The sequence below is a fragment of the Aeromonas sp. R7-4 genome, assembly GCF_040908055.1.
Classification (GTDB): domain Bacteria; phylum Pseudomonadota; class Gammaproteobacteria; order Enterobacterales; family Aeromonadaceae; genus Aeromonas; species Aeromonas sanarellii.
On sequence record NZ_JBFODA010000061.1, the window covers coordinates 1 to 26,691 of the forward strand.

The 26,691-nt window shown below is 64.0% G+C and carries 22 protein-coding genes and 2 pseudogenes; 16 read left to right on the forward strand and 8 right to left on the reverse strand.

From position 1 onward, the window contains the following. Positions 1-104: 104 nt before the first annotated feature. Complete coding sequence (locus AB5Y72_RS16605) at positions 105-1,523, forward strand: IS66-like element ISUnCu16 family transposase (RefSeq protein ID WP_201972752.1); 1,419 nt, start codon at positions 105-107, stop codon at positions 1,521-1,523. A 9-nt stretch (positions 1,524-1,532) separates the two neighbouring features. On the opposite strand, the pseudogene AB5Y72_RS16610 reads toward AB5Y72_RS16605, so the two are convergent. Continuing rightward, positions 1,533-1,757 (reverse strand): annotated as a pseudogene (locus AB5Y72_RS16610) (adenylate cyclase); the annotation flags it as partial. 240 nt (positions 1,758-1,997) lie between these two features. On the opposite strand from AB5Y72_RS16610, the gene AB5Y72_RS16615 reads away from it, so the two are divergent. Continuing rightward, complete coding sequence (locus tag AB5Y72_RS16615; RefSeq protein ID WP_325782797.1) at positions 1,998-3,887, forward strand: methyl-accepting chemotaxis protein; 1,890 nt, start codon at positions 1,998-2,000, stop codon at positions 3,885-3,887. Positions 3,888-3,948: 61 nt separating this feature from the next. On the opposite strand, the gene AB5Y72_RS16620 is transcribed toward AB5Y72_RS16615, so the two are convergent. Then, on the reverse strand, positions 3,949-4,455 hold the full coding sequence (locus AB5Y72_RS16620; RefSeq protein ID WP_368199265.1) for a lipocalin family protein: 507 nt from the start codon (positions 4,453-4,455) through the stop codon (positions 3,949-3,951). Position 4,456: 1 nt separating this feature from the next. Next, positions 4,457-5,380 carry an AraC family transcriptional regulator N-terminal domain-containing protein gene (locus tag AB5Y72_RS16625; protein ID WP_368199266.1) on the reverse strand — a complete coding sequence of 308 codons (924 nt, stop codon included), beginning with the start codon at positions 5,378-5,380 and terminating at the stop codon, positions 4,457-4,459. A 118-nt stretch (positions 5,381-5,498) separates the two neighbouring features. On the opposite strand from AB5Y72_RS16625, the gene yqhD reads away from it, so the two are divergent. From yqhD to AB5Y72_RS16645, 4 genes and pseudogenes are all read left to right on the forward strand, one after another. Further along, entirely contained in the window at positions 5,499-6,659 is a 1,161-nt protein-coding gene (gene yqhD / locus AB5Y72_RS16630) for an alcohol dehydrogenase (protein ID WP_368199268.1), read from the forward strand. Between the two features lie 506 nt (positions 6,660-7,165). After that, positions 7,166-8,692 (forward strand): Re/Si-specific NAD(P)(+) transhydrogenase subunit alpha, encoded by a 1,527-nt coding sequence (pntA, locus tag AB5Y72_RS16635; protein ID WP_318162434.1) that lies wholly within the window; start codon positions 7,166-7,168, stop codon positions 8,690-8,692. A gap of 11 nt (positions 8,693-8,703) precedes the next feature. Beyond that, positions 8,704-10,188, forward strand: coding sequence for a Re/Si-specific NAD(P)(+) transhydrogenase subunit beta (gene pntB / locus AB5Y72_RS16640; RefSeq protein WP_010675995.1), 1,485 nt, complete (start codon positions 8,704-8,706; stop codon positions 10,186-10,188). A gap of 321 nt (positions 10,189-10,509) precedes the next feature. Next, positions 10,510-11,801 (forward strand): annotated as a pseudogene (locus AB5Y72_RS16645) (serine dehydratase subunit alpha family protein). 74 nt (positions 11,802-11,875) lie between these two features. Here AB5Y72_RS16645 and AB5Y72_RS16650 read toward each other — a convergent pair. After that, a complete protein-coding gene (locus AB5Y72_RS16650; RefSeq protein ID WP_042078784.1) occupies positions 11,876-12,631 on the reverse strand; it encodes an outer membrane protein assembly factor BamD in 756 nt (251 codons plus the stop codon). 116 nt (positions 12,632-12,747) lie between these two features. Between AB5Y72_RS16650 and rluD the strand changes: the two genes are divergently transcribed. The 4 genes from rluD to AB5Y72_RS16670 all read left to right on the forward strand — a co-directional run bounded on the left by rluD (position 12,748) and on the right by AB5Y72_RS16670 (position 18,213). After that, positions 12,748-13,728 carry a 23S rRNA pseudouridine(1911/1915/1917) synthase RluD gene (gene rluD, locus AB5Y72_RS16655; RefSeq protein ID WP_042078785.1) on the forward strand — a complete coding sequence of 327 codons (981 nt, stop codon included), beginning with the start codon at positions 12,748-12,750 and terminating at the stop codon, positions 13,726-13,728. A 117-nt stretch (positions 13,729-13,845) separates the two neighbouring features. Further along, on the forward strand, positions 13,846-14,583 hold the full coding sequence (gene pgeF / locus AB5Y72_RS16660) for a peptidoglycan editing factor PgeF (protein WP_042078786.1): 738 nt from the start codon (positions 13,846-13,848) through the stop codon (positions 14,581-14,583). Positions 14,584-14,754: 171 nt separating this feature from the next. After that, positions 14,755-17,328 (forward strand): ATP-dependent chaperone ClpB, encoded by a 2,574-nt coding sequence (gene clpB / locus AB5Y72_RS16665; RefSeq protein ID WP_042078787.1) that lies wholly within the window; start codon positions 14,755-14,757, stop codon positions 17,326-17,328. A 60-nt stretch (positions 17,329-17,388) separates the two neighbouring features. Then, a complete protein-coding gene (locus tag AB5Y72_RS16670) occupies positions 17,389-18,213 on the forward strand; it encodes an MBL fold metallo-hydrolase (protein ID WP_368199269.1) in 825 nt (274 codons plus the stop codon). 205 nt (positions 18,214-18,418) lie between these two features. Here AB5Y72_RS16670 and asnA read toward each other — a convergent pair whose 3' ends face one another. Beyond that, on the reverse strand, positions 18,419-19,411 hold the full coding sequence (gene asnA / locus AB5Y72_RS16675; protein WP_042078789.1) for an aspartate--ammonia ligase: 993 nt from the start codon (positions 19,409-19,411) through the stop codon (positions 18,419-18,421). Between the two features lie 154 nt (positions 19,412-19,565). Between asnA and asnC the strand changes: the two genes are divergently transcribed. Further along, positions 19,566-20,027: a transcriptional regulator AsnC gene (gene asnC, locus AB5Y72_RS16680; RefSeq protein WP_041211931.1), complete on the forward strand. Its 462-nt coding sequence runs from the start codon at positions 19,566-19,568 to the stop codon at positions 20,025-20,027. 56 nt (positions 20,028-20,083) lie between these two features. Here the strand turns inward: asnC and AB5Y72_RS16685 are convergent, their stop codons facing one another. Together AB5Y72_RS16685 and AB5Y72_RS16690 are read right to left on the reverse strand one after the other, a co-directional pair. After that, the gene (locus AB5Y72_RS16685) at positions 20,084-20,848 is read right to left on the reverse strand and encodes a substrate-binding periplasmic protein (RefSeq protein ID WP_368199270.1); all 765 of its coding nucleotides are present in this window, start codon (positions 20,846-20,848) and stop codon (positions 20,084-20,086) included. Positions 20,849-21,110: 262 nt separating this feature from the next. Next, positions 21,111-21,515, reverse strand: coding sequence for a CBS domain-containing protein (locus AB5Y72_RS16690; RefSeq protein ID WP_209794269.1), 405 nt, complete (start codon positions 21,513-21,515; stop codon positions 21,111-21,113). A gap of 159 nt (positions 21,516-21,674) precedes the next feature. Here AB5Y72_RS16690 and AB5Y72_RS16695 point away from each other — a divergent pair, with 159 nt between their 5' ends. Continuing rightward, positions 21,675-22,379: an SDR family oxidoreductase gene (locus AB5Y72_RS16695; protein WP_209794267.1), complete on the forward strand. Its 705-nt coding sequence runs from the start codon at positions 21,675-21,677 to the stop codon at positions 22,377-22,379. A 52-nt stretch (positions 22,380-22,431) separates the two neighbouring features. Here the strand turns inward: AB5Y72_RS16695 and AB5Y72_RS16700 are convergent, their stop codons facing one another. Next, the gene (locus tag AB5Y72_RS16700; protein ID WP_216991489.1) at positions 22,432-22,977 is read right to left on the reverse strand and encodes a 2-amino-4-hydroxy-6-hydroxymethyldihydropteridine diphosphokinase; all 546 of its coding nucleotides are present in this window, start codon (positions 22,975-22,977) and stop codon (positions 22,432-22,434) included. A 125-nt stretch (positions 22,978-23,102) separates the two neighbouring features. Here AB5Y72_RS16700 and AB5Y72_RS16705 point away from each other — a divergent pair, with 125 nt between their 5' ends. The 4 genes from AB5Y72_RS16705 (at position 23,103) to AB5Y72_RS16720 (ending at position 26,662) form a co-directional block, all read left to right on the forward strand. Continuing rightward, complete coding sequence (locus AB5Y72_RS16705; RefSeq protein ID WP_157005474.1) at positions 23,103-23,195, forward strand: YnhF family membrane protein; 93 nt, start codon at positions 23,103-23,105, stop codon at positions 23,193-23,195. Positions 23,196-23,297: 102 nt separating this feature from the next. Further along, the gene (locus AB5Y72_RS16710) at positions 23,298-24,710 is read left to right on the forward strand and encodes an ATP-binding protein (RefSeq protein ID WP_042078795.1); all 1,413 of its coding nucleotides are present in this window, start codon (positions 23,298-23,300) and stop codon (positions 24,708-24,710) included. Between the two features lie 103 nt (positions 24,711-24,813). Continuing rightward, positions 24,814-25,323 carry a hypothetical protein gene (locus AB5Y72_RS16715; RefSeq protein WP_216991490.1) on the forward strand — a complete coding sequence of 170 codons (510 nt, stop codon included), beginning with the start codon at positions 24,814-24,816 and terminating at the stop codon, positions 25,321-25,323. Positions 25,324-25,381: 58 nt separating this feature from the next. Continuing rightward, positions 25,382-26,662 carry a sigma 54-interacting transcriptional regulator gene (locus tag AB5Y72_RS16720; protein WP_209794262.1) on the forward strand — a complete coding sequence of 427 codons (1,281 nt, stop codon included), beginning with the start codon at positions 25,382-25,384 and terminating at the stop codon, positions 26,660-26,662. Positions 26,663-26,691: the final 29 nt, after the last annotated feature.

Below are 26,691 nucleotides of genomic sequence, written 5' to 3' on the forward strand. Positions count from 1 at the left end.
GTAACGGTTCACCCAGACCAGTTGACAGGTAAAAAATGAGACGATCGTCCGGTGATCCACTATTGCCTCTTGCGTGATCCTGTCAGCTTGGCACCATCAGGGGCATGAGCACATCCATGACCCCACCGGCCGCTTCGCCGCTGACCCTTGAGCAGGCTAATGAACTTATTCAGAAGCTGATGGCGCGCATCGCCGAGCTAGAAGACCGACTCAACCAGCACAGCGGCAATTCCTCCAAGCCTCCTTCCAGTGATGGGCCAGGCTCACCACCACCTGCTCGGCCGCGCCTTGCCTCAGGTAAAAAACGCGGCGCCCAACCGGGCCACAAAGGCGCTCGGCGTGAGCGTCATCCAGCGGATGAACGGCTGACGGTAATACCCCATTACCCTGCCAGACAGTGCGCCTGCTGTGGGGGCAATGTGGTATTTCATGACAAACCCTACCGCGTCCATCAGGTCTTTGACCTGCCCGAGGTCAGCTACAGGGTGACCGAACATCAGCTCTTTAGCGGCACCTGTTGTCATTGCATCGAGACCAGCCCGGCTCCGTTGCCCGAGACGGTGAGCAGCAGCCAGATGGGGACCAACCTGCTGAGCTACATCGCCCTGCAAAGTGGTCTGTTTCACCAGAGCATTAGCCAGATACAACAACAGCTTAAACAGCACTTCGGCCTGAGCTTCAGTCGCGGCGCCATCAGCGAGGCGCAAGGGCGAGTCAGTGCCATGTTGACCCCGACGCACCAGGCCATCAAACAACAAGTGCAATCAGCCTCCTGTATCCATGCCGATGAAACACGGCATCAGCGTGGTGGTGAGCGGCGCTGGATGTGGCTGGCACTGAGCAAGGTGGCCGTCTGTTTCATGACGGCGTTTGGCCGGGGTCAGGATGCGGCCAAACGGCTGCTGGGCTCAGAATTGGATGGCGTGTTGGTGACAGACCAGTACGCAGGATACCGTTTCATCGACAGCAGCCAGCGTCAGCTGTGCTGGGCCCATGTACTGCGCAATGTGGCAGCGATTGCCGACAGCGGCGAAAAGGTCAATCAGCCCATTGGGGCCCGACTGGTGCTTCTCGCAAATAGCGTATTCAGGGTTCGACATGGCTATGAACAAGGCGTGTTGAGCCAGAAACAATATCAGCGAAGGCTTGAGCGATGTCGGCAAAGCTGGCGAAAAGAGCTGGGGCGAGGCAGTTTGCTGTGCAGCAAGCGCTACCGAGGTCGCTGTCGGCTACTGCTCAAGGATGATGAAATGCTGTGGCGTTTTCTGGAAAACGACGAGATAGCCTTGACCAATAATGAGGCGGAACGGGCGCTACGCGGGTATGTGCTGTGGCGCAAGGGGAGCTATGGCGTTTGGTCACATCGGGGAGAGCTGTTTCGGCAGCGCATCTTGTCTTTGATAGAGACAGCCAAGCGGTTAGGTCGCTGTCCGCAGGAATGGCTGAGGGCCGTGGTCGGTGCCTGCATAGAGAAAACAGACTACCCGCTCCCGGAAGAGTTGTTGTCAACATCCTCCCGGTGAACGGTTACGCTGATAGAAGCTCTCCTTGGGGCCTTGTTGATCGGCGCGGCGGTAGAAGATGAGCTCGCCGGCCGAGGGGGAAAAGGTTCGCAGCTTCAGACGACCGGCGTCACAGCGAAAGAAGGAGTCATCCTGCTCGATCTCGACGGGGCCCTGATCGGCGATGGCGAGTGCCTTGGGGAGTAGATCATCTATCCGCTCTATGCTGGCTTTGATCTCGATATTTCGGGGCATGGCAGGTTTATCTATCAGGGTTTGAAGGAGTCCACCCTAGCACGGATTGCGTCCCTGCATAGCCATCTGTCGAGACGGATATCGGCTGAAGACTTGGTAGTTTTTCGTGACCCACGGCACAACCTGTTGCCGAGTCATGATAAATCAACAGGATTCACTAAAGTCTGCTCATCATACTGCCGATAGATCTACCAAGATGGGGGTATTTCCGACCCCCGGCTACCACAAGGATTCGTTGTCATGACTCTCTCGTTGCGCGGCAAGTTGCTCGCGGCCAGCCTGGGGGTAGTGCTGCTGATGGCAGCCCTGCTCGGTATCGTCGCCTTCCACACCCTCAAATCCCGCACCCTGGGCGCCATCCAGAGCGAGGCGGTCAACTACGGCCACGCCCACTCGGTGGCCATCGGCAACTGGCTGGCGGATCGCAAGCACGCGGTCGATGCCCTGGCCGCCGTGATTGCCGACAATCCCGAGACGACCCTGGTGCCGCACCTGCTGCAGACCCGCACCTCGGGCGGCTTTGGTCTGACCTACTTCGGCTCGGAGCAGGGAGAGATGACCCGCCACGATCCCTCCCTCAACACCGCCAACTACGACCCCAGGGTGCGTCCCTGGTATCAGAACGCCAGCAAGGCGGGCCGACTCATCGTCACCGCTCCCTATGTCAGCGTGACCATGCAGCAGATGGTGGTGACCCTGGCCGAGCCGGTGAGCCACCAGGGCCGGGTGATCGGGGTCGCCGGGGCGGATCTCTCCCTCGATGCCCTGATCGACGAGGTGCTGGCCATGAAGGTACAGGGGGAGGGCTACGCCATGCTGCTCGATCGTGCCGGCCTCATCGTCGGCCACCCGAACAAGGAGCTGGCGCTCAAGCAGGTGGCGGAGCTGGATCCCGGCCTCACGGGGGCTGCGCTGGATGCGTGGAGCCGGGACGGCGAGCTGCACGGCGCCAACCTGAACGGGCGCGAGGTGCTGCTCTCGGTGCAGGGGGTGCCCGGCACCGACTGGCTGCTCGCCATGGTGATGTACAAGGACGTGCTGGAAGCCCCGCTCGCCACCCTGCTGTGGCAACTGGTGGGGCTGACCCTGGTGCTGCTGCTGGTGTTCGGCGCCCTGCTCATCGCCATGTTCAACTACCTGTTCGCCGATCTCGGCCGGGTGTCGAAGGCGCTTGCCGCCATCGCCCACGGCGAGGGGGATCTCACGGTGCAGATCGCCACCAGCAGCAAGGACGAGGTGGGACTGCTGGCCCAGAACTTCAACCTGTTCGTGACCCGGCTGCACGGCATCGTCAGCCGGTTGCGGGACGTCACCATAGAGCTGGCGGCCCAGTCCAGGACCCAGGCGGCAGGGGCCGAGGCACGCAGCCAGCGGGTGCGCCAGCAGCAGGACGAGATCGTCATGGTAGCGACCGCGGTGACCGAGATGGCCTCCGCCACCCAGGAGATCGCCGGCAACGCCGAGTTTGCCGCCACCACCGCCGGGGAGGCGGTCAGCCTGGCCGTCGCCGGCCAGTCCCAGGTCGGCCAGAGCCAGCGCAGCATCACGGGGCTGGCGGACGAGGTGTCCGACGCGAGCCAGACCATTCACGAGCTGGATGGCCATGCCCAGCAGATCAGCGGCATCCTGGCCACCATCAGCGGCATCGCCGAGCAGACCAATTTGCTGGCGCTCAACGCCGCCATCGAGGCGGCCCGGGCCGGGGAGCAGGGGCGGGGCTTCGCCGTGGTGGCGGACGAGGTGCGGGTGCTGTCGCGCCGCACCCACGACTCCACCGCCGAGATCCAGCAGATGATCGAGGCCCTGCAGCAGACCACCCGCCGCGCCGTGGGCGGCATGGAGACCAGCCGTCGGCTCGCGGGCACCAGCGTGGAGGATGCGGAATCCGCCAACCAGAGCCTGGCGCGGATCAACGAGGCCATCGGCTCCATCAGCGACATGGCGACCCAGATAGCGGCGGCGGCCGAGGAGCAGACCTCGGTGACCGGCGAGATCAGCCGCAACACCGAGAACATCCGCCACGTCTCCCAGGCGCTGGCGGAGCAGGCCGGGGAGGAAGCGGCTCAGGCCGCCGAGCTCAAGTCACTGACCGAGCGGCTGGAGCAGGAGATAGGACGCTTCCGGCTCTGATCCTCCCGTCATTCAGCCACGAGAAAGGGCAGCCCGCGGGCTGCCCTTGTGTGTTGCCGGCTCAGGGGGTCTGACTGACCCGGATCAGCTGGTCGGTGGCAAAGCCGAGCGCCCTGGCTTGCGCGATCAGGGCCTGCACCTTCTCCTCGGGCGGGTTGGGGGTTCGCGAGAGGATCCAGAGGTACTGGAGGTTGTAGCTACTCACCAGGGAGAGCTCGTAGTCGGTCGCCAGCACGTTGTAGCTGCCGTAGAAGGGGCCGAAGAAGCTCACCTTTAGGCGTCCCTCGTCGCGCTCGCCCACGAAGTAGGCGCACCCCTCGGCCTCGCGCCACTGGCCGTCCTCGTCCTGGCCCCGGTTCAGCACCCTGACGCCGCCGTCGTCCCTCAGGCTGTAGCTGGCGGTGACCCGGTTCAGGCCGCGCTCGAAACCGTGATCGAGGCGGGCCACCTCGTACCAGGTGCCCAGGTAACGGTCGAGCTGGAAGGGCTTGACCACCTGATGTCCCGGTGGAATGCCGGTGCAGGCGGTGGCCAGCAGGGTCAGAACGAGCAGGATCAGTGTGCGCATGTCATCCCTCCACGATACGCAGTTGTCCCGAGCGGAAGCGTGCCGCGTGTTCGCTCGGGGTGTTGCCAAAGAAGCGTTTGTATTCGCGGCTGAACTGGGAGCCGCTCTCGTAGCCTACCTTGTCCGCCGCCACCCCGGCCTTGAGGCCGTCGTGCAGCATCATCAACCGCGCCCGGTGCAGGCGCAGGGTCTTGATGTACTGCAGGGGCGAGGTGGCGGTGGCCGCCTTGAAGTGGTGGTGGAAGGCCGAGACGCTCATGTTCGCCTCCCGGGCCAGCTCCTCCACCGTCAGGTTCTCGGTAAAGCGCTGCTCCATGATACGCAGCACTCGGGCTATCTGGCTCACCTGACTGTGACGGCTGGCCATGGCCAGCAGGGCGGGGGCCCCCCCTTCGTGCAGGGCGTGGAACAGGATCTCGCGCACGATCTGGGGCCCCAGCACCCGGGCGTGGAGCGGCTTGTCCATCACGTCGATGAGGCGCTCCACCGCGCAGAGCATGGTCTCGGAGAGGGGCACGGAGACCACGCCGCGACCCGGCTCCGCCGGGGCGGGGGCCGCGTCCCCCATCTCCAGCAGCAGGGCCTGCAGCGCCGCCACGTCGATCTCCACCGAGAGCCCAACCAGGGGGGATTCGGGGGAGGCGAAGCACTCGCACTCGCAGGGCAGCGGCAGGGTCATCATCAGGTAGTGCTCGGGGTCGTAGCGGAAGGTGAAGTCCGAGAGGTAGCCCACCTTGTGCCCCTGCAGGATGATGATCATGCGCGGGCGGTAGAGCACCGGGATGCGGTCGTGATGCTCCGTGGTGTAGATGAGGTGCACGCCGGGCACGGGGGCGGCGGTGATCCCCGGGTGCGGCGCCAGGGCGGCGAGCCGGGAGGCGAGGGCGGACTGGTGGGTCGCCGCGATGGGCTGATTTGTATTCATTTATCCAGACTCAGTAGAAATAGGCAAGAAATCGGCAGAAAGCTCCCTTGATGGTAGGGGGTTATAAGAGAAAAATGCAACCCATACCTTACCGACTACGACCACCCCGGGAGATCCCATGAACAACTTCATCCTGCACACCCCCACCAAGGTGCTGTTCGGCAAGGGCCAGGTGGCCCAGCTGCGCGGCCAGATCCCCAGCGACGCCCGCATCCTCGTCACCTACGGCGGTGGCAGCGTGGTGCGCAGCGGCCTGCTGGACCAGATCCGCAGCGAGCTGGCCGGCCTGACCCTGTTTGAGTTTGGCGGCATCGAGCCCAACCCCACCTACGAGACCCTGATGGGTGCCGTCGAACTGGCCCGCGCCGAGAAGGTCGACTTCCTGCTCGCGGTCGGTGGCGGCTCCGTGCTGGACGGCTCCAAGTTCATCGCCGCGGCCGCTCACTACGATCCGGCCAGGGATCCCTGGCACATCCTCGAGACCGTGGGTGGCGAGGTGGCCTCCGCCATTCCCCTGGGCAGCGTGCTGACCCTGCCGGCCACCGGTTCCGAGATGAACATGGGCGCCGTCATCACTCGCAAGAGCACTGGGGACAAGCAGCACTTCTTCTCGCCCTTCGTGATGCCGCGCTTCGCCGTGCTCGACCCCGTGCTCACCTACACCCTGCCCGCCCGTCAGGTGGCCAACGGGGTGGTGGATGCCTTCATCCACACCCTGGAGCAGTACCTCACCTACCCGGTGGATGCCAAGGTGCAGGATCGCTTCGCAGAAGGGCTGCTGCTGACCCTGGCGGAAGAGGGGCCCAAGGCGCTGGTGGAGCCGGAAAACTACGACGTGCGCGCCAACATCATGTGGAGCGCCACCCTGGCACTGAACGGCCTGATCGGAGCTGGCGTGCCCCAGGACTGGGCCACCCACATGCTGGGCCACGAGATCACCGCCCTGCACGGTCTGGATCACGCCCAGACCCTGGCGGTGGTGCTGCCCGCCCTGCTCAATGCCAAGCGCGAGCAGAAGCGCGCCAAGCTGCTGCAATACGCCGAGCGGGTCTGGGATCTGCGCAGCGGCAGTGACGAGGCGCGTATCGACGGTGCCATCGCCGCCACCCGCGACTTCTTCGAGCGGATGGGGATCAAGACCCGGCTGCGGGATTACGTGGCCGACGCCCGGATCGACGCCCTGCTGGCCAAGCTCGAAGAGCACGGCATGACCGCCCTGGGTGAGCACGGCGACATCGACCTGGCCCAGAGCCGGCATATTTATGAGGCCGCCTGGTAAGCAGAGCGTGCCTGAAACGGGCCGCAGGCCCGGTTGCATCAGGGGGCCCGAACCCGCCAGCAGGCGGGGACGCGGCCCCCTGATCGTTGCAAAATGGTTACTTTTTCCCTTTTCATCTCATCAGATGAGCCAACGGCAGATTTCGTAAGAACAAAAAACGCTAAGGTAGAGGCCGGGTTAAACATTTTTTTTGACTGGTTGGATCACTTTTTTTAGCGCTTTTTGCTGGTATAAGCCCCTAATTTGGTTTGTTTTTTTTAATCATGGTCCGGGATGGGCTGAATTCTGTACCCGCCCGCCCGGGGCCGTGGTTGTAATAAAACTCCAAAATTTGATACTAATCACCCTCGCGCCTGAAAAGCGGGGGCCTGACCGTGACAGGAGGTCGAGGTGAAGCCTGCTGATTTTCATAACAAAGGGCCCGTGACCTGCACTTTGATCATGCCTTGTCCCCTCAGACATGAGAGACTTGGCGATGATTGTTTATTAACCATCAGGGAATAGTCATGCAGATTGGAATACCGAGAGAGAGTCTCGCCGGTGAGACCCGGGTCGCAGCGACCCCGGCCACTGTCGAGCAGCTGAAAAAGCTCGGCTTCGAGGTTGCCATCGAGGCCGGTGCCGGCCTGCGAGCCAGCTTCGATGATGCCGCCTTCGAGGCTGCCGGTGCCAGCGTGGTACCGAACGTCTGGCAAGCCGACCTTGTCTTCAAGGTCAACGCGCCGACCGAGGCCGAAATCGCACAAATTAAGGATGGTGCCACCCTGGTGAGCTTCATCTGGCCCGCCCAGAACCCCGAGCTGGTCAAGAAGCTTTCCGAGCGCAACATCAATGTGATGGCGATGGACATGGTGCCGCGGATCTCCCGTGCCCAGTCCCTCGACGCCCTCTCTTCCATGGCCAACATCGGTGGCTATCGCGCCGTCGTGGAAGCCGCGCACCAGTTCGGTCGCTTCTTCACCGGCCAGATCACCGCCGCCGGTAAAGTTCCGCCCGCCAAGGTGCTGGTCATCGGTGCCGGTGTGGCCGGTCTGGCCGCCATCGGGACCGCCGGTTCCCTCGGTGCCATCGTGCGTGCCTTCGATACCCGTCTGGAAGTGGCCGAGCAGATCGAGTCCATGGGTGGGGAATTCCTCAAGCTGGACTTCGGCGGCGAAGATGGCGCTTCCAGCGACGGTTACGCCAAGGTGATGAGCGAAGAGTTCATCAAGGCCGAGATGGAGCTGTTCGCCCAGCAGGCCAAGGAAGTGGACATCATCATCACTACCGCCCTGATCCCGGGCAAGCCGGCACCCAAGCTGATCACCAAGGAAATGGTGGACAGCATGAAGCCGGGCTCCGTCATCGTGGACATGGCGGCCCAGGCCGGCGGCAACTGCGAATACACGGTACCGGGTGAACTGCATGTCACCGACAACGGCGTCAAGGTGATCGGTTACACCGATCTGCCGGGCCGCCTGCCTGCCCAATCCTCCCAGCTCTACGGCACCAACCTGGTGAACCTGATGAAGCTGATGTGCAAGGAGAAGGACGGCAACGTCGCCATCGACTTCGAAGACGTGGTGCAGCGCAACATGACGGTGATCCAGGCCGGTGAAGTGACCTTCCCGCCCCCCGCCATCTCCGTCTCTGCCGCCCCGCAGAAGCCCGCTGCCGCCAAACCGGCCGCCAAGAAAGAAGAGAGCAAGCCCTCCAACAAGAAGTTCGTGTTCGGTGCCCTCGGCATCGCCGCCTTCGGTTGGGTGGCCGCCGTGGCGCCTGCCGCCTTCCTCTCCCACTTCACCGTCTTCATCCTGGCCTGCGTGGTCGGTTACTACGTGGTGTGGAACGTCTCTCACGCCCTGCACACGCCGCTGATGTCGGTCACCAATGCCATCTCCGGCATCATAGTGGTCGGTGCGCTGTTGCAGATTGGACAAGGGTCGACCCTGGTCACCGTGCTGGCCTTTGTCGCCGTGCTGATTGCCAGTATCAACATCTTCGGTGGCTTCACCGTCACTCAGCGCATGCTGAAGATGTTCCGTAAGGATTAAGGGGGTTTAACGTGTCTCAAGGACTGGTAACAGCATCCTATATCGTTGCCGCCGTGCTCTTCATCCTCAGTCTCGCGGGACTGTCGAAGCAAGAAACGGCCAAGCATGGCAACCTGTTCGGTATCGCGGGGATGGCCATCGCCCTGCTCGCCACCGTCTTCAACCCGGAAACCAGTGGCGTCCACTGGATCATCCTGGCCATGGCCATCGGTGGCGCCATCGGCGTGCGTCTGGCCCTCAAGGTCGAGATGACCGAGATGCCCGAGCTGGTGGCCGTGCTGCACAGCTTCGTGGGCATGGCAGCGGTGCTGGTGGGCTTCAACAGCTTCATCGATCTGCACCCCTCCGCCCCCGCTGAAGTGGTGGTCTCCGTCGGCTCCAACCTGGATGCGACCCTGGCAGCCGCCCGGGCGGCGTTCGAGCAGGCGGCAAGCGTCGCCCAGGTCGAGCACCTCTCCGGCGCCATGCTGAACATCCACCTGGTGGAAGTGTTCCTGGGCGTCTTCATCGGTGCCGTGACCTTCACCGGTTCCGTGGTGGCGTTCGGCAAGCTGCGTGGCCTCATCTCTTCCAAGCCGCTGATGCTGCCGCACCGCCACAAGCTGAACCTGCTGGCCGTGGTGGTCTCCATCGCGCTGATGATCCACTTCGTCAACGCCGGTGGCTCCACCTTCGCCCTGCTGGTGATGACCCTGATCGCCTTCGCCTTCGGCTGGCACCTGGTCGCCTCCATCGGTGGTGCGGACATGCCGGTGGTGGTCTCCATGCTGAACTCCTACTCCGGTTGGGCGGCGGCGGCGGCGGGCTTCATGCTCTCCAATGACCTGCTGATCGTCACCGGTGCCCTGGTGGGTTCCTCCGGTGCCATCCTTTCCTACATCATGTGCAAGGCGATGAACCGCTCCTTCATCTCCGTGATCGCAGGAGGCTTTGGCTCCGACGGCGTGGCCTCCACCGCCGAGCAGGAGCTGGGCGAATACCGCGAGACCAACGCCGAAGACGTGGCCGACATGCTGAAGAACGCCAGCTCCGTCATCATCACCCCAGGCTACGGCATGGCGGTGGCGCAGGCCCAGTACCCGGTGGCCGAGATCACCCAGAAGCTGCGTGATCGTGGCGTCAAGGTGCGCTTCGGCATCCACCCGGTGGCCGGTCGTCTGCCTGGTCACATGAACGTGCTGCTGGCGGAAGCGAAAGTCCCCTATGACATCGTGCTGGAAATGGACGAGATCAACGATGACTTCGCCGACACCGACGTGGTGCTGGTGATCGGTGCCAACGACACCGTCAACCCGGCCGCCATGGAAGATCCGGGCAGCCCCATCGCCGGCATGCCGGTGCTGGAAGTGTGGAAGGCGCAGAACGTCATCGGCTTCAAGCGCTCCATGAACACCGGCTACGCCGGGGTCCAGAACCCGCTGTTCTTCAAGGAGAACACCCAGATGCTGTTTGGCGATGCCAAGGCCAGCGTCGAGGCCATCCTGAAGGCGCTCTAAGGGTCGATGGGATGAGACAAGAGGAGGCTTCGGCCTCCTTTTTTATTGCCTGTTTTTTTACCGGGGCCAAGGCATTGATGGCAAAGAGATTCGCCGGGATGGCGGGGCGCGCGTGCCGGCGGCAGCGCAGCAATCCGGTGACCTTGCCCCTGCGGGAAGGCATAATGGCGGCAAAAGGGGAGCGGGCTCAATTTTATTTGATATCCGCCCCGTTAGAATCAAATTAAGTTGCATGAACAGGGTGGCCCGGCGGGCCACCCCGAGGCGTGACCCGACACCGTCATGGGATGACCGCGGTACAGTGAACCAGAGAAACCACAGATGAAAGCACAATGGACCGACTTTATTACCCTGCTCAAGCGTGAAGTGGTGCCGGCCCTGGGCTGCACCGAACCCATGTCGGTGGCCCTGGCGGCGGCCAACTGCCGCAGGCTGCTGGGGCAGGTGCCGACCCGGGTGAGCGTCTGGGTCAGCGGCAACCTGTTCAAGAACGGCATGGGGGTGGGGGTGCCGGGCACCGGCATGATAGGCCTGCCGGTGGCGGCGGCCGTCGGCCTCACGGGGGGCAACCCGGACGCCGGGCTGGAGGTACTCAAGGCCCTGACGCCGGCCCAGGTGGAGGCCGCCAAGGGGCTGCTGCCCATCATCCAGGTGGATGTGAAGGACGTGCCTGACGTGCTCTACGCCGAGGTGCTGGCAGAGGTGGACGGCCACAGCGCCCGGGTGGTGATCTGCACCGACCACACCCGCATCGTGCTGATGGAGAAGGATGGCGAGGTGCTGCTGGCGCAGGACAGCGCCCCGGGCGTGCAGATCCAGCCCCCAGGTTCGACAAGCCCGCCATGACCCTGCGGGAGATCGTCGACTTCGCCCTGCAGGCGCCCCTGGCCGAGATAGACTTCATCCGCGAGGCGGCCAGCATGAACCAGGCGCTGGCGGACGAGGGGCTGCAGGGCTATGGCCTGCGCATCGGCAAGATCCTGACGGAACAGGTGGAGCGCAAGCTGCTGTCCGACGATCTGATGACGCTGGCCATGCGCCTGTCGTCTGCGGCCTCCGATGCGCGGATGGACGGCGCCATGCTGCCCGCCATGTCGAACTCGGGTTCCGGCAACCAGGGCATCGCCGCCACCATGCCGGTGGTGGCGGCCGCCCGTTTCCTCAAGGCCGATGACGAGCAGCTGGCCCGCGCCCTGGTGATGAGCCACCTGGTGGCCATCTACATCAAGATGTACCAGAACAAGCTCTCCGCCCTGTGCGCCGCCAGCACCGCCGCCATGGGATCGGGGGCCGCCATCACCTGGCTGCTCGGCGGCCAGTTCGAGCAGATCAGCCACTGCATCAACAACATGATTGGTGACGTCTCCGGCATCATCTGCGACGGCGCCGGCAGCGCCTGCTCCATGAAGGTCTCCACCTCCACCTCGGCGGCGGTGAAATCCTCGCTGATGGCCATCAACAACCTGCGGGTGCCCCAGAGCGAGGGGATCGTCTCCGACGACGTGGATCAGACCATCGCCAACCTGGGGCGCCTCTCCAAGCAGGGGATGCTGGACACCGACATCGAGATCATCAACATCATGCGGGCCAAGCAGCAGGGTAAGGCCAGCTGACGAGCCGCAAGCCGGCATAGACCCATAAAAAAACCGGAGCCACTGGCTCCGGTTTTTCATTGTCCGTTGAACGCTCAGCCGCGGCCGAGGCGATTGTCCGGGTAGTTCTTGGCCAGCACTTCGCGGGCGTGGCGGGCCAGGGTCGGCATCTTGAGGGTGTCGTAGGCGTTGACCATGATCTCCAGCGCCTTCTCGGTTTCCGCCGTGTCGGGGTAGGTCTCGACGACCAGCTTGGCGCGGTTGGCGGCGGCGATCAGGGCGTCACGCTTGACGTAGTACTCGGCCACCCCTAGGTCGTAACGGGCGAGGCGGTTCTTCAGGCCGATCATGCGGGCGCGGGCGTCGGCTGCATACTGGCTGTTGGGGTAGTTCTGCAGCAGGGTCTTGAAGTCCTGGAAGGCCTGACGGGCGTAGGAGGGGTCCTTGTCATCCCGATCGATGCCCAGGAAGTCCTGGAAGAAGTTGTAGTCTGCCGCCATGTTGGTCAGACCGCGCATGTAGAAGACGTAATCGATGTTCTTGTGCGCCGGATTGAGGCGGATGAAACGGTCGATGTTGGCGACCGCCTGGGCGGTGTCGTCCTGCTTGTAGTAGGCGTAGATGAGGTCGAGCTGTACCTGGTTGGAATAGGCACCGAACGGGTAGCGGGAATCCAGCGCCTCCAGCAACTCGATGGCATTCAGGTAGTTGCCTGCATCCAGCTTGAGCCGGGCTTTATGGTACAGGACTTCCGGCGGTTCGTCGGGAACCTTGGGTTTGGTGCTGGAACAGCCAGTGATCAGGGTGGCAACCAAGGCGAGCGACATCAGCAGGTGAGACTTCTTTCCCATCAACAACATCCGGTCCATTTCCACGAAATTGGCAAAGTATCCGTTATGCTTGGCTAAAAGAAAAGCTAGAATACCCGGATTATTTTGAATTGATACCCCCGCTCAAGAGACCATACATGAGCCAGCATATTGAACTGACAGGCGAATTTCAGGATCACCAATTCGGGCAGCGACTCGACCAGGCCCTGGCCGAATTGTTTCCCGACTACTCCCGCACCCGCATCAAGGAGTGGATTTTACAGGACAGAGTGACCCTGGACGGTCAGGTTGCCAATACCCCGCGCGAGAAAGTGGTGGCCGGGCAGCAGGTGCATGTGAATGTGGAACTGGCAGACGACACCCGCTGGGATGCCCAGAACATCGAGCTCAACATCGTCTATGAAGACGAACACATCCTGGTGATCGACAAGCCGGCCGGCCTGGTGGTCCACCCGGGCGCCGGCACGCCGGACGGCACAGTGCTCAACGCCCTGCTGCACCGCTACCCCGGCATCGCCGAGGTGCCTCGTGCCGGCATAGTGCACCGTCTGGACAAGGACACCACCGGCCTGATGGTGGTGGCCAAGACCATTCCGGCCCAGACCCACCTGGTGGAGGCGCTGCAGGCGCGCCAGATCACCCGTGAGTACGAGGCCATCGCCATCGGTCACATGACTGCGGGCGGCACCGTCGATGCCCCCATCGGCCGTCATCCGACCCAGCGTACCCACATGGCCGTGGTGCCCAATGGGCGCGAGTCCGTCACCCACTACCGGGTGCACGAGAAATTCCGTGGTCACACCCGCCTGCGGCTGCGGCTGGAGACCGGTCGCACCCACCAGATCCGCGTGCACATGGCCCACATCAAGCATCCCCTGGTGGGGGATCCCGCCTACGGCGGCCGTCTGCGTCTGCTGCGCAACGCCACCCCAGAGCTGACCGAGGCCCTGCGCAACTTCCATCGCCAGGCACTGCACGCCACCATGCTGAAGCTGGCCCACCCCATCACGGGTGAGGTGATGGAGTGGCACTCCCCCACGCCGCAGGACATGGTGGATCTGATGGAGGTGCTGCGGGCGGATACCCTGGCCAACCCGGACGATCTGGTCTGGAACTGAGACAGCGGCAGTTCTGCGACGATTCCTGCCGCAACCTGCCCAGCATGATCTGACACGGGGCCCCTTGACTGGTTGCAGCCAAGGGGCCCCGCTTTATATGACCGAAAGGAGCCACAGATGAACTGGATCGAACCCGACTGGCCCGCGCCGGGCAACGTCAGGGCCCTGTCGACCACCCGAAACGGGGGCCTGAGCGAGGGGGTCTTTGCCGGCCTGAACCTGGGGGCTCACGTGGGAGACGAGCCGGCCAGGGTCGAGGCCAACCGCACCTTGCTGCAAGAGGCCGCAGGGATCCCCGGCCCTCTCAACTGGCTCAACCAGGTGCATGGCACCGCCGTGCATCCCGTGAGTCGCGAGTATGGGGGGGCGCCGGAGGCCGATGCGGCCTGTGCCCGCGAGGCCGGGCTGGGCTGCATAGTGATGACCGCCGACTGCCTGCCGGTGCTGTTCTGCGATCGGGCCGGTACCGTAGTGGCGGCCGCCCATGCCGGCTGGCGCGGGCTGCAGGGGGGCGTGCTGGAGGAGAGCATCGCGGCCATGGGCTGCGAGCCGGGGGGGATCCTCGCCTGGCTGGGCCCGGCCATAGGCCCCACGGCCTTTGAGGTGGGCGGCGAGGTGCGCGACGTCTTTATGGCGGAGCAGGCGGAAGCGGCGGCTGCGTTCGTCCCTTCGTCCAGCGAAGGGAAATGGCTGGCGGATATCTATCAGCTGGCCCGGCTGCGGCTGGCCCGTGCCGGCGTCACCGCCGTTTATGGCGGCGAGCACTGTACCTTCAGCGATTCCGAGCGTTTCTACTCCTACCGCCGCGATGGCCAGACCGGTCGCATGGCCTCCATCGTCTGGCTGGCTCCCTAACCTCTTCCCCCGCCCTGCATCTTGCCGGGCGGGGGATGCTGCCTCCTTCCCGCCTTGCAGAAAAAATAACCAGGCCTGCCCCTTGAAATAGCCCGTACGGGCCTCATCTTTCATCTCAGAAAGTTATGTTGTTTGCCGCGCAAGCGGCGTCTGTCTTGAAGGGGGAGTGCAATGCGCCTCGATCGCCTGACCAGCAAATTCCAGATTGCCATTTCCGATGCCCAGTCTCTTGCACTGGGTCGTGACCACCAATTCATCGAACCCGTCCACCTGATGAGCGCCCTGCTCAATCAGGACGGCGGCTCCATTCGTCCGTTGCTCGCCCTGACCGGGCTCGACATCAATGCCCTGCGCTCGCGCCTCGGTGAGGAGCTCGATCGCCTGCCCCGCGTCAGCGGCGTGGAGGGGGACGTTCAGCTCTCCAACGGCCTCGGCCGGCTGCTCAACGTCTGCGACAAGCTGGCCCAGCAGCGCAAGGATCAGTTCATCTCGTCCGAGCTGTTCGTGCTGGCGGCCCTGGACGAGAAGGGGACCCTCGGCGAGCTGCTGCGCGCCCAGGGGCTGACCAAGGAAAAACTCGACGCGGCCATCGACAAGGTGCGCGGCGGCAAGAAGGTGGAGGATGCCAACGCCGAGGAGAACCGCCAGGCGCTGGAGAAGTACACCATAGATCTCACCGAGCGGGCCGAACTCGGCAAGCTCGACCCGGTGATCGGCCGGGATGACGAGATCCGCCGCACCATCCAGGTGCTGCAGCGCCGCACCAAGAACAACCCCGTGCTGATCGGCGCCCCCGGTGTCGGCAAGACCGCCATCGTCGAGGGGCTGGCCCAGCGCATCATCAACGGCGAGGTGCCGGAAGGGCTCAAGAACAAGCGGGTGCTCTCCCTCGACATGGGGGCCCTGGTGGCCGGAGCCAAGTATCGCGGCGAGTTCGAGGAGCGGCTCAAGGCGGTGCTCAGCGATCTGGCCAAGGAGGAGGGCAACGTCATCCTGTTCGTGGACGAGCTGCACACCATGGTCGGCGCCGGCAAGGGCGAGGGGGCCATGGACGCGGGCAACATGCTCAAACCCGCCCTGGCCCGTGGCGAGCTGCACTGCGTCGGCGCCACCACCCTCGATGAGTATCGCCAGTATGTGGAGAAGGATGCCGCCCTGGAGCGCCGCTTCCAGAAGGTGCTGGTGGAGGAGCCCTCGGTAGAGGACACCATCGCTATCCTGCGCGGCCTGAAGGAGCGCTACGAGCTGCACCACCACGTGCAGATCACCGACCCCGCCATCGTCGCGGCGGCCCAGCTGTCCCACCGCTACATCGCGGATCGCCAGCTGCCCGACAAGGCCATCGACCTCATCGACGAGGCGGCGGCCAGCATCCGGCTGCAGATCGACTCCAAGCCGGAATCCCTGGACCGCCTCGAGCGGCGCATCATCCAGTTGAAACTGGAGCAGCAGGCGCTGATGAAGGAGGACGACGACGCCAGCCGCAAGCGCCTCGATCTGCTCAATCAGGAGCTGAGTGAAAAAGAGCGGGAATACAACGAGCTGGAAGAGGTGTGGAAGGCCGAGAAGGCCGCCCTCGCCGGTACCCAGCACATCAAGGCGGCGCTGGAGCAGGCCCGTCAGGATCTCGAGGTGGCGCGTCGCGCAGGCGACCTGGGCCGCATGTCCGAGCTGCAGTATGGCCGCATCCCCGAGCTTGAGAAACAGCTCGACCTCGCCACCCAGGCGGAGATGCAGGAGACCAGCCTGCTGCGCAACCGGGTCACCGACGTGGAGATTGCAGACGTCCTGGCGCGCTGGACCGGCATTCCGGTGGCGCGGATGCTGGAGGGGGAGCGGGAGAAGCTGCTGCGGATGGAAGATCAGCTGCACAGCCGGGTGATCGGCCAGGAGGAGGCGGTGGACGCCGTCTCCAACGCCATTCGTCGCTCCCGTGCCGGGCTGTCCGACCCGAACCGCCCCATCGGCTCCTTCCTGTTCCTGGGCCCCACCGGGGTGGGCAAGACCGAGCTGTGCAAGGCGCTGGCGGAGTTCCTGTTCGATACCCAGGACGCCATGGTGCGCATCGACATGTCCGAATTCATGGAGAAACACAGCGTGGCCCGTCTGGTGGGGGCGCCTCCGGGATACGTGGGTTACGAGGAGGGGGGCTATCTCACCGAGGCGGTGCGCCGTCGCCCCTACTCGGTGATCCTGCTGGACGAGGTGGAGAAGGCGCACCCGGACGTGTTCAACATCCTGTTGCAGGTGCTGGACGACGGCCGACTGACCGATGGTCAGGGCCGCACCGTGGACTTCCGCAACACCGTGGTCATCATGACCTCCAACCTCGGTTCGGATCTCATCCAGGAGCACCACTCCGAGAAGGATTACGACGAGATGAAGGCCATGCTGATGGAGGTGCTGACCCGCAGCTTCCGCCCGGAGTTCATCAACCGGATCGACGAGACCGTGGTGTTCCACCCGCTCGGCGAGGAGCACATCAAGTCCATCGCCCGCATCCAGCTCAAGAGCCTGATGAGCCGTCTGGAGTCCCAGGGCTTCGAGGTGGAGGTGAGCGAGGAGCTGCTGACCAAGCTGGTGCACGCGGGCTTCGACCCCGTCTACGGGGCGCGGCCCCTCAAGCGGGCCATTCAGCACAAGGTGGAGAACCCGCTGGCCCAGGCTCTGCTCTCGGGTCGGGTCATCCCCGGCAAGCGGCTGCTGCTCGGGGCGGACAGCAACGGTCTCACCATGACCCAGTAACCGGTTGGTCGATAAAAAACGCAGGCTCAGTGCCTGCGTTTTGTTTTGAGGGAAAATCTGATGCTCACCTTTTCCGTGCTGGTGGATGACGATGTTTATCGGCCAGGCTGTCTGCCCGAGCGGGGATTGGCGCTGCTGCTGGAGTGCGACGGCCTCAGGGTGCTGTTCGACAGCGGCCGTGGCCGGGCTTTGCGTCACAACGCCACCGTGATGGGGATCGATCTCGCCTCCCTCACCCACGTGGTGCTCTCCCACGGTCATTACGACCATGTGGGCGGGGTCGGCTCGCTGCCCCGCTATGCCACGCCCATCCCGCTGATCGCCTGTCCGGATGTGTTCAATGAGCGGGGCTACTTCCTGCCAATCCCCTTCTGGCGATGCAACCTCTATCGCCTGTCGGGGGTGCTGGCTCAGGAGTCGCTGGCGGCCAAAGGTTTGCTCCCCCACTGCTCGGCCGATCCGGTGTGGATCTCTGATCGTCTGGTGTTCCTCGGCAGCATTGTGCGGCGCGACAGGGCCGCCCCCTCGCTGCTCGGCTACATAGTGCGGGGCGGACGGGTGGAGAAAGACCTTATCAGCGACGACTCGGCACTGGCCTACAAGAGCGAGCAGGGGCTGATCGTCTTTATCGGCTGCGGTCACGCCGGGGTCGAGAACATCATAGCGCGGGCCAGGGAGGTGTGTGGCGAGGAGCGGAGCCACGCCGTCATCGGCGGCCTGCATCTGAAGTTTTCCGGTCCGCAGCGGGCGGCGGCGCTCGGCGCCTATTTGGAAGAGGAAGCGGTGGAGAAGCTGTTTGCCTGTCACTGTACCGGCAGCAGAAAGGCGAGACTGCCGCGTCAGCACCCGATCGGGGCCGGTTTCGAGTACAGTTTTCCGACATAAAAAACGGCAATCCGAAGATTGCCGGGAGGAATGTATTCAATGCGACCTGGCGTGGGTCGAGCGGGTCGCAGGGGCAAGCCCCGTTTTCGCAGAGGGCCGTCGAAGATGGCCTCCTGCTTACAGCCTGTCCGGACTGCGCTCGCTCAGTCCGCACTGCCACACTTGCTGGCGTCCGGCGGGCATGCCGCCGGGCGCCATCCGTTCGTTACAGCATGCCGGGGATGCGCTCCTTCATCTCGGCCGGCCAGACGCCCACCTGCACCTGACCGATATGCTCTTTTTGCAGCAGCAGCATGGCCAGACGGGATTGGCCGATGCCGCCGCCTATGGTCTGGGGCATGCGCGCTGCCAGCAGATCCTGATGCCAGTCGTACTGCAGGCGATCCTCGTCCCCCGTAATGGCGAGCTGGCGGCGCAGCGCCTCGGCGTCAACCCGGATCCCCATGGAGGAGATCTCGAAGCTGTCTTCCAGCACCGGGTTCCACACCAGGATGTCGCCGTTCAGGCCGGCCAGCCCCAGCTCGCTCTCGCTGCTCCAGTCGTCGTAGTCCGGGGCGCGCACGTCGTGGCGCTCACCGTGGGACAGGGCACCGCCGATACCGATGAGGAAGACGGCGCCCAGCTCTTTGGCGATGGCGCGCTCGCGCCCCTTGGCGTCGAGATCCGGGTAGCGGGTCAGCAACTCTTCGCTGTGGAGGAACTGGATCTCGGCCGGCAGGAAGGGAGTCAGCGCGTGCTCGGCGCAGACCGCGCGCTCTGTGGCCTTGATGGCGGACCAGATGCCGCGCACGGTTTCCTGCAGGTAGGCGAGATCCCGGCGCTCGCTCGGCATCACCTTCTCCCAGTCCCACTGGTCCACGTAGACGGAGTGGATGGGGGTGAGGCGATCCTCGTCCGGACGCAGCGCCTTCATGTGGGTGTAGATGCCTTCGCCCGGGCCGAAACCGAAGCGACCCAGGGTCTGGCGCTTCCACTTGGCCAGCGAATGCACCACTTCGTAGCTGTGCTGCGGCAGGGTCTTCACCTTGACCTGCACCGCATTCTCGTGGCCGGACAGGTTGTCCTGAGTGCCATCACCGACCCGGCTCAGGATGGGGGCTTGTACCTCCATCAGGCCCAGTTGCAGGGCGAGTTGGCGGGAGAACATCTCTTTGACGAAGCTGATCTGTTGTTGGCTGCGAATGTAGTGCTGTTTCATGCTGAATGACCTGTCTTGAACCCGTTGAATGCGGTGATTCTTCAACAGATGGTGCAAGCAATTCAATATTCGATAATAGAAATAGGCTTTATCTATTTTTTTCATCAAAATATGCGTGTAATTAATGAGGTATCGTTAACGGGAGTGCGAAAAAGTGTCAGAAAATTATCGGATCGATAATCTCGATCAGGCCATCCTCACCGCCCTGATGGAGAATGCGCGTATCCCCTATGCGGAGCTGGCCAAGCAGCTGGCGGTCAGCCCGGGGACCATCCACGTGCGGGTGGAGAAGATGAAGCAGGCGGGGATCATCGAGGGGACCAGGGTGCAGGTGAACCCCAAGAAGCTGGGTTACGACGTCTGCTGCTTTATCGGCATCAATCTGAAGAGCGCCAAGGATTATCCCTCGGCCCTGGCCAAGCTGCAGGCGCTGGACGAGGTGGTGGAGGCCTACTACACCACGGGTCACTACAGCATCTTCATGAAGGTGATGACCCGCTCCATCGACGAGCTGCAGACGGTGCTGATCCACAAGATCCAGACCATAGACGAGATCCAGTCCACCGAAACCCTGATCTCCCTGCAAAACCCCATCTTGAGAGATGTGAAACCCTGAGCGAGGTGGGAGATCCCTCTCCCGTGCGAGCCCCGGATTAGGGCTGTTGGCCGGCCTCAGGGCTCGAGATAGGGAATGCCGTACTTGTCGTAGAGGGCCTTGAGGCGCCCATCCTGCTTCATGTGCAGCAGTTCGGTGTCATAGGCCGCCATCAGGGCCGGGGTGTCGGCATCGGCCCGGGTGCGGGTCCAGACATTGAAGTAGGGGCTGGTCTTGAGGGGCTTTGGTAGGTAGTCGAGCCTGCCCTCCAGCCCCTCTTCCCTTATCTGGGCGAAGGCGGTGACCAGGGACATGGGGACCACATCGATGCGCCCGGCGATCAGCTTGCGCAGTTGCAGCTGGTTGATGGGGATCTCCTGGAAGCGGTAGGCAGGGTCGGCCATGGCTGCCGCGAGCTCGGGGGTGTAGGAGAAGTCACGGGTGACACCGATGCGCCAGGGCTTGAGATCCGCCAGATGGTCGTAGTGGATCTGCCCCACGGACTCCTTGCGTATGAAGAAGTGCCAGCTGTGGAGGATGTGGGCCTGCTTGGGGTAGAGCAGGTAGGCCTCCCGCTCCGGCTTGTAGGAGTGGGTCAGCAGCAGATCATAGAGGCCGCCCTCGGCATTGCGGGTGAGCCTGGCCCCGGAATCGATCAGCTCTATCTTGATGGGGACCCGGAGGGTGCCGAAGATGGCGCTGACCAGATCCACGTCCAGCCCCCTGGGGTGGCCGCCTTCATCCAGCCACTTCAGGGGCGGCTCAAGGATGCCGCCAATGATCAGCTCCCTGGCCGACAGCCAGCAGGGCAGCAGCAAGCAGAACACGAGCAAGCTTCGCACGTTACATCTCCTGAGCACGCGGGACGAGGTCACGCATGCCGGATGCGGTGGCCGTCAGATATCTAACTAGAGACGACCCCGGATGGCAAACCCTGAAATGGGGAGGGGACAAAAGAATGGCACCGGGGAAGGGGCGTGGCACTGCATCGGCAGGCCGCCCTGTGGCAGAGTCGGGAGGGGGGGACCAGCCGCTCGTTGTTGTGCAGGGGAAGTTTGCAGGAGCCCGCCCCCTGCGTGGAACGTGCCTGGGGGCAGCGTCGCCTCAGGTCGCCTGACATTGCTTCAACTGGGTGTTGAGGGCCTGCATCACCCGGCGCCGGCTGATGAGGCCGATCACCCTGTCCCCCTCCATCACCGGATAGAGCCTGGGCTTGGCCCCGGTCATCTGGCGGGCGAGATCCAGGATGCTGTCGTCCGGGCCGACGAACAGCGGTGTCCGGCTCATCAGATCCTCGACCCGGGTGCGGCTGTCGCAGTGATAGCTGCCGGTGAGCAGGGCGGGAATGCAATCCTGCTCGGAGAGGAATCCGATGAGCCGTCTCTGGTCGTCCAGCACCGGCAGGCCGCCGAGATCGGCCAGGTGCAGCCTGTCCATGGCCTCGGCCAGGCCGAGCTCGGGGCTGAGTGAGTGGGTCAATGGCTGCATATGATCGCGAACTTGTAGCATGATGGTGGCTCCAACAGGGTCGATGGTGTCACTATGCCCGGTCGGCCCGGCGTGGGGCCAATGGGTTTGGTCTCGGACATTGATAGGCCATTCACGAAGCAGAGGCCCTTCGCGGGATCCGGTATGGGTCGGGCAGGGCGACAACCACAAGGAGAGGGTATGCGTGCATTGGTAACGGGCTGTGGCCGCCGACTGGGATTCTATCTGTGCGAGCAGCTGGTGGCGGCGGGTTGGCAGGTCACGGGCAGCTATCGCAGCGAGCGGCCCGAGTTGGCCCGCCTGCGGGCGTTGGGGGTGGAGCTGGTGCAGGCGGACTTCGCCGTGGAGGAGGAGGTCGCCCGCTTGGTCAGGGCGCTGGGTGTCCATGAGGATCTGGCGCTGATCATCCACAACGCCTCGGCCTTCGAGCCAGAAGCCGATGAGCAGGCGGCCCAGCTGGCCCAGTTCGATCAGTTCTACCGGGTGCACATGGCGGCACCCTTCCAGCTCAACCGGTCCCTGGCCCCCGTGCTGGCGCGCAATGCCAACGCCAGCATCATCCATATCACCGATATCTATATCCACGCCCCGGCGCCCCAGTTTGCCAGCTATGTGGCCACCAAGGCGGGGGCCCACTCGCTGGCCATGAGCTTTGCCCGGGAGCTGGCGCCCGCCGTGCGGGTCAACACCATAGAGCCCGGGCCCATCCTGTTTCTCGACGAACACGGCGACGAGTGGCGCCAGCAGGTGCTGGCAAAGACGCCGCTGGCGCGGGAAGGGGGGCTAGCGCCCATCTGGCAGGCGGTGCAGTTGCTGATGCAGAACGACTATATGACCGGGGCCAGCATACGGGTGGACGGGGGGAGGGCCCTGGCCGTCATCTAGGAGGCATGATGACGCGAGGCGCCCCTGGGCGCCTCGCGGTTTTGCGCGGGGGCTAGTGGTGGCGGATGGTCGCGTGATGGGACGCCCTGTCCGGCGGCGTGCCGCCGAGGCCCCTGTGCTCCTCGGGCAGCAGGAGATCGACGGGGGAGTGGCCGAAGTGCTGGCGTGCAAATACCTTGCTGCCAGGCAGGCTCAGCACCACCTTGCCGGCCTCGATGCGCCCGCCCAGATACATCTCGGCCAGCAGCTCGCCGAGGTAGGCATCCACCCCGACGGCGGCGAAGTCATCCCGCTCGTCCCAGGCCAGGATGTCGATGTCGAGCGGCCTGTCCGCCAACTTGCACAGAGGGTGGTTGCGATCCCGGCCGTGGGCCAGCTCCATGGTGACAAACTCGGCCTTGAGCTGGGCGGTGGAGAGTTCGCTCTGGACGACGAACAGGCAGTTGAGAAAGTCGTGGTGCGAGTGCATGCCGACCGGTTTGGTCCGGATCACCGAGCTCAGGCGCAGGTGACCGAAGCGTGCCAGCAATTCCTCAACGGCCTGACAGACATGCAGGCCGGGGTCGAGATTGGATCCAATGCTGCAGAGATAAAACATGCGTACCCTTCCTTGGTTTGGGCTCGTCTGAAATATATACGCGGCTCACGGTTATTGGATTCACTATGAATTAACATATCGTTATCTGTTGTGATCCAACTCTGATTGGCAGAAAGGAGGTTTGCATGAGCGTGGAGATGAAATGGGCACTGTTGACCGCCGCGGGGGCCCTGGCCGTGATCATGATCATCTGTCTGGCGTCCGTCGGTCTGGCGTGATCCCGGGCCCCTGGTGCAATCAAACCGGCCTCCTGGCCGGTTTTGCTTTTTGGTGCAGTGCGGATATGCTGGCCCACCCATGACGACTCGAGACCGCAGAAGATGACCAAGGTTCGCCCCCGTTCCCTGCTCCAGGTGGTATTGATGGGCTTCGTGCTGGTGCTGATGCCCCTGGGGGGCATGATCTGGCACGACAGTCAGGCGCTCTCCCACCTGGGGCAGCTGACCAGCGACGAGATGGAGCGGGCGGTGCGGGATACCCGTCGGGCGACCCTGCTCACTACCCAGGCCACCGATCTGGAGCGCACCCTGCGCCGCTACGCGGTGCTGGGGGACGAGCGCATCCTGGCCAGCTATCAGCAGCAGCTGGCCCGTTATCGGGAACTGCTCGGCACCCATCAGCAGTCCATACCGGATGCCGAGGTCTATGGGGATCTCGAGGCCGCGCTGACCTGGTTGGACGGCCTGCAGGATCTGCGCAAGGCCAGGCAGGAGGCGAACAGCCCCCATTTCACCGAGTTCAACGAACTGAACCAGCAGCTGGAGATCGTCACCCGGGGTCAGGTCGACGAGCACGTGACCCGGATGCGGGCCGCCATCGCGGAGCTGAGGAAGGAGATCTGGTGGGTCAGCGGCTTCGTGGTCGGGCTCAGCCTGTTGCTGGTGCTGCTGTTTACCTACCTCATCATTCACCCCGTACGTCAGATTGAGTCGCGGATCCTGAGCCTGGGGGCCGGGGTCGAGCCGGACACGCGCCCGGTGGACGGCCCGGCTGAGCTGGTGCTGCTGGGAGAGCGGATCGGCTGGTTGCACGACAAGCTCAAGGAGCTGGAACAGCAGAAGTACCAGTTCCTGCGCCACGTCTCCCACGAGCTGAAGACCCCCCTCGCCGTGCTGAGGGAGGGGGCGGATCTGCTCTCCGAACAGCTGGTGGGACCCCTCAACGGGGATCAGCAGGAGATCTGCCAGATGCTGGAGGAGAACAGCCGCCGGCTGCAGACCCTGATCGAGCGCCTGCTCGACTTCAACCGCCTCAGCCAGCAGGAGGTGTTCAGCCTGACGGCGGTCCCCCTGGCGCCCCTGCTGTCAGACTTGTCCGAAGAGTACCGGCTGGCGCTGGAATCCAAGCAAATCAGTGTACACTTGCCGCCCGAGCCCATCAGTCTGCAGGCCGAGCCCTATCGCCTGCGACTCATCCTCGACAACCTGTTTTCCAACGCGGTCAGCTACGGCGCCAAAGGGGGCCAGATCTGGATCCGGGCCGGTCAGGGGGAAAACGGGGGCTGGCTGGAGGTGGCCAACGAGGGGCCCGTCATCCCGCTGGCCGAGCGGGAACGGATCTTCGAACCCTTCGAGCAGGGCAGCATAGTGCGCCAGGGATTGTTGAAAGGGTCCGGGATGGGCCTCTCCATCGCCCGCGAGTCGGCGATGAGCCTGGGCGGCGAGCTCAGGCTCATCGAGGATGAGCAGGCGGATGTCTGCTTCCGGCTGGATTTGAAAGAGCGCCCGGCATGACGGGATCTGCCGTGTCGGCGATCGCCCGGCGCACCCTTGCAACCGAATATTGAGACGAACAGGCGGACGCCTGTTTTCCCTTGGATCTGAAGTGACGTTCAAGATGAAACGATTTGTTGTTCCCGTGTTGATGATGGGCCTGCTCGCGGGCTGTTCCCTGCTGCCATCCCCCAGCCTCACCGAGCCTTCTCAGGAGGCGATCGCCAGGCGGATGGAGTTTGCCAACAAGGAGATGCAGGTGCGCCTGCAGTACTCGGACTGGCTGCTGGCCAGCCACCCCCAGCAACGGGCACAGGAGCGCCAGCGGCTGGCGGGTGCCACCGATCTCGAGAGCCGGGTCAGCCTGGCCATGGTCAATACCCACCCGTCCGAATCGGTGGCCAGCCGTCGGGCCGGGCTGGACAAGCTCAAATCCCTGCTGCCCGAGCTCGGCCTGGATGCCCAGGCCTTCCTGCGCAGCTGGATAGCCCTCGGCGAGGAGCTGCTGGTGCGCGACAGCCGTCGCGACGACCAGAGTCAGGAGGTACAGCGTCTGCGCCGCCAGATAGAACAGCTCTCCGCCATCGACGAACAGCTCAACGAGCGTAAGCTCAATGGAGGGGGCCAGCCATGACACGCCGGTCCTGTGCCGGGGCTATCCCCCCGGTTCTTCACACAGAGGGAGTGAGAGCATGAGCCGCATTCTGCTGGTGGACGACGATGCCAGCCTGCTCAAGCTGATGAGCATGCGCCTGCGCAGCCAGGGCTACGAGGTGGATACCGCCGACAGCGCCGAGGGGGCGCTGGACAGGCTGCGTCAGCAGCGGGCCGACCTGGTGCTGAGCGATCTGCGGATGGGGGGCATGGACGGACTGGCGCTGTTCGAGCGGATCCAGTCCCAGTGGCTCGGCATGCCGGTGATCATCATGACCGCCCACGGCACCATTCCCGACGCCATCCAGGCGACCCGCTCCGGGGTGTTCAGCTTCCTCACCAAGCCCATCGACAAGGACGAGCTGCTGGTCACCATAGAACACGCCCTGAGCCTGACCCGCCCGAAGCAGCAGCAGGAGTGGCAGTCTCTCATCCAGACCCGCAACCCGCAGATGGAGCAGTTGCTGATCCAGGCGAGCAGCATCGCCACCATGGACGTGCCCGTGCTGATCCTGGGGCCTTCCGGCTCCGGCAAGGGGGTCATGACCCAGGCGCTGCATCAGGCCAGCCATCGTCGCGACAAGCCGCTGTACACCATCAACTGCGCCGCCCTGCCCTGGGCGGCGCTGGACCTGCAGCTGTTTGGGGAGGACGGCCAGTCCGGCCTGTTTGCCGAGGCCAAAGGGGGGACCCTCTTCCTCGACGAGATCGGGGATCTGTCGGAGTCGCTGCAGGCCAAGCTGCTGCAGGTGCTGGCGGAGTATGGCCAGGGGGCCCCCGAGGTGCGGGTCATCAGTTCCAGCCACCAGGATCTGGTGGCGGCCATGGAGGAGGGGCGCTTTCGCGAGGATCTCTTCTATCGCCTCAACGTGGCGAACATCACCCTGCCGCCCCTCAGTGCCCGCAGCGAGGACATTCCGCTGCTGGCGCGCCAGGCGCTGGACGATTACCGCAGCCGTCACCCCGATTGTGCCGCCCTCGGCTTCTCGCCGGAGGCGCTGGCTCTGCTGGCCGCGGCGGCCTGGCCCGGCAACGTGCGCCAGCTCTGCGGGGTGGTGGAACAGCTCGCCAGCCTCTGCTGCAGCCCGGTGATAGGCGCGGCCATGGTGGAGTCGGCCCTGAGTGGCGGCGGTGGCGGTATTCCCTCGTTCAACGAGGCGCGGGCCGAGTTCGAGAAGGAGTATCTGATCCGCCTGCTGCGCACCACGGAGGGGAACGTGACCCTGGCGGCCAACATGGCGGGGAGAAACCGCACCGACTTCTACAAGCTATTGAATCGGCACGGTATCGAGGCGGCAAACTTCAAGTCGAAGGGGTAAATGACAGAGGGGCGGCCCGTCGATGACGG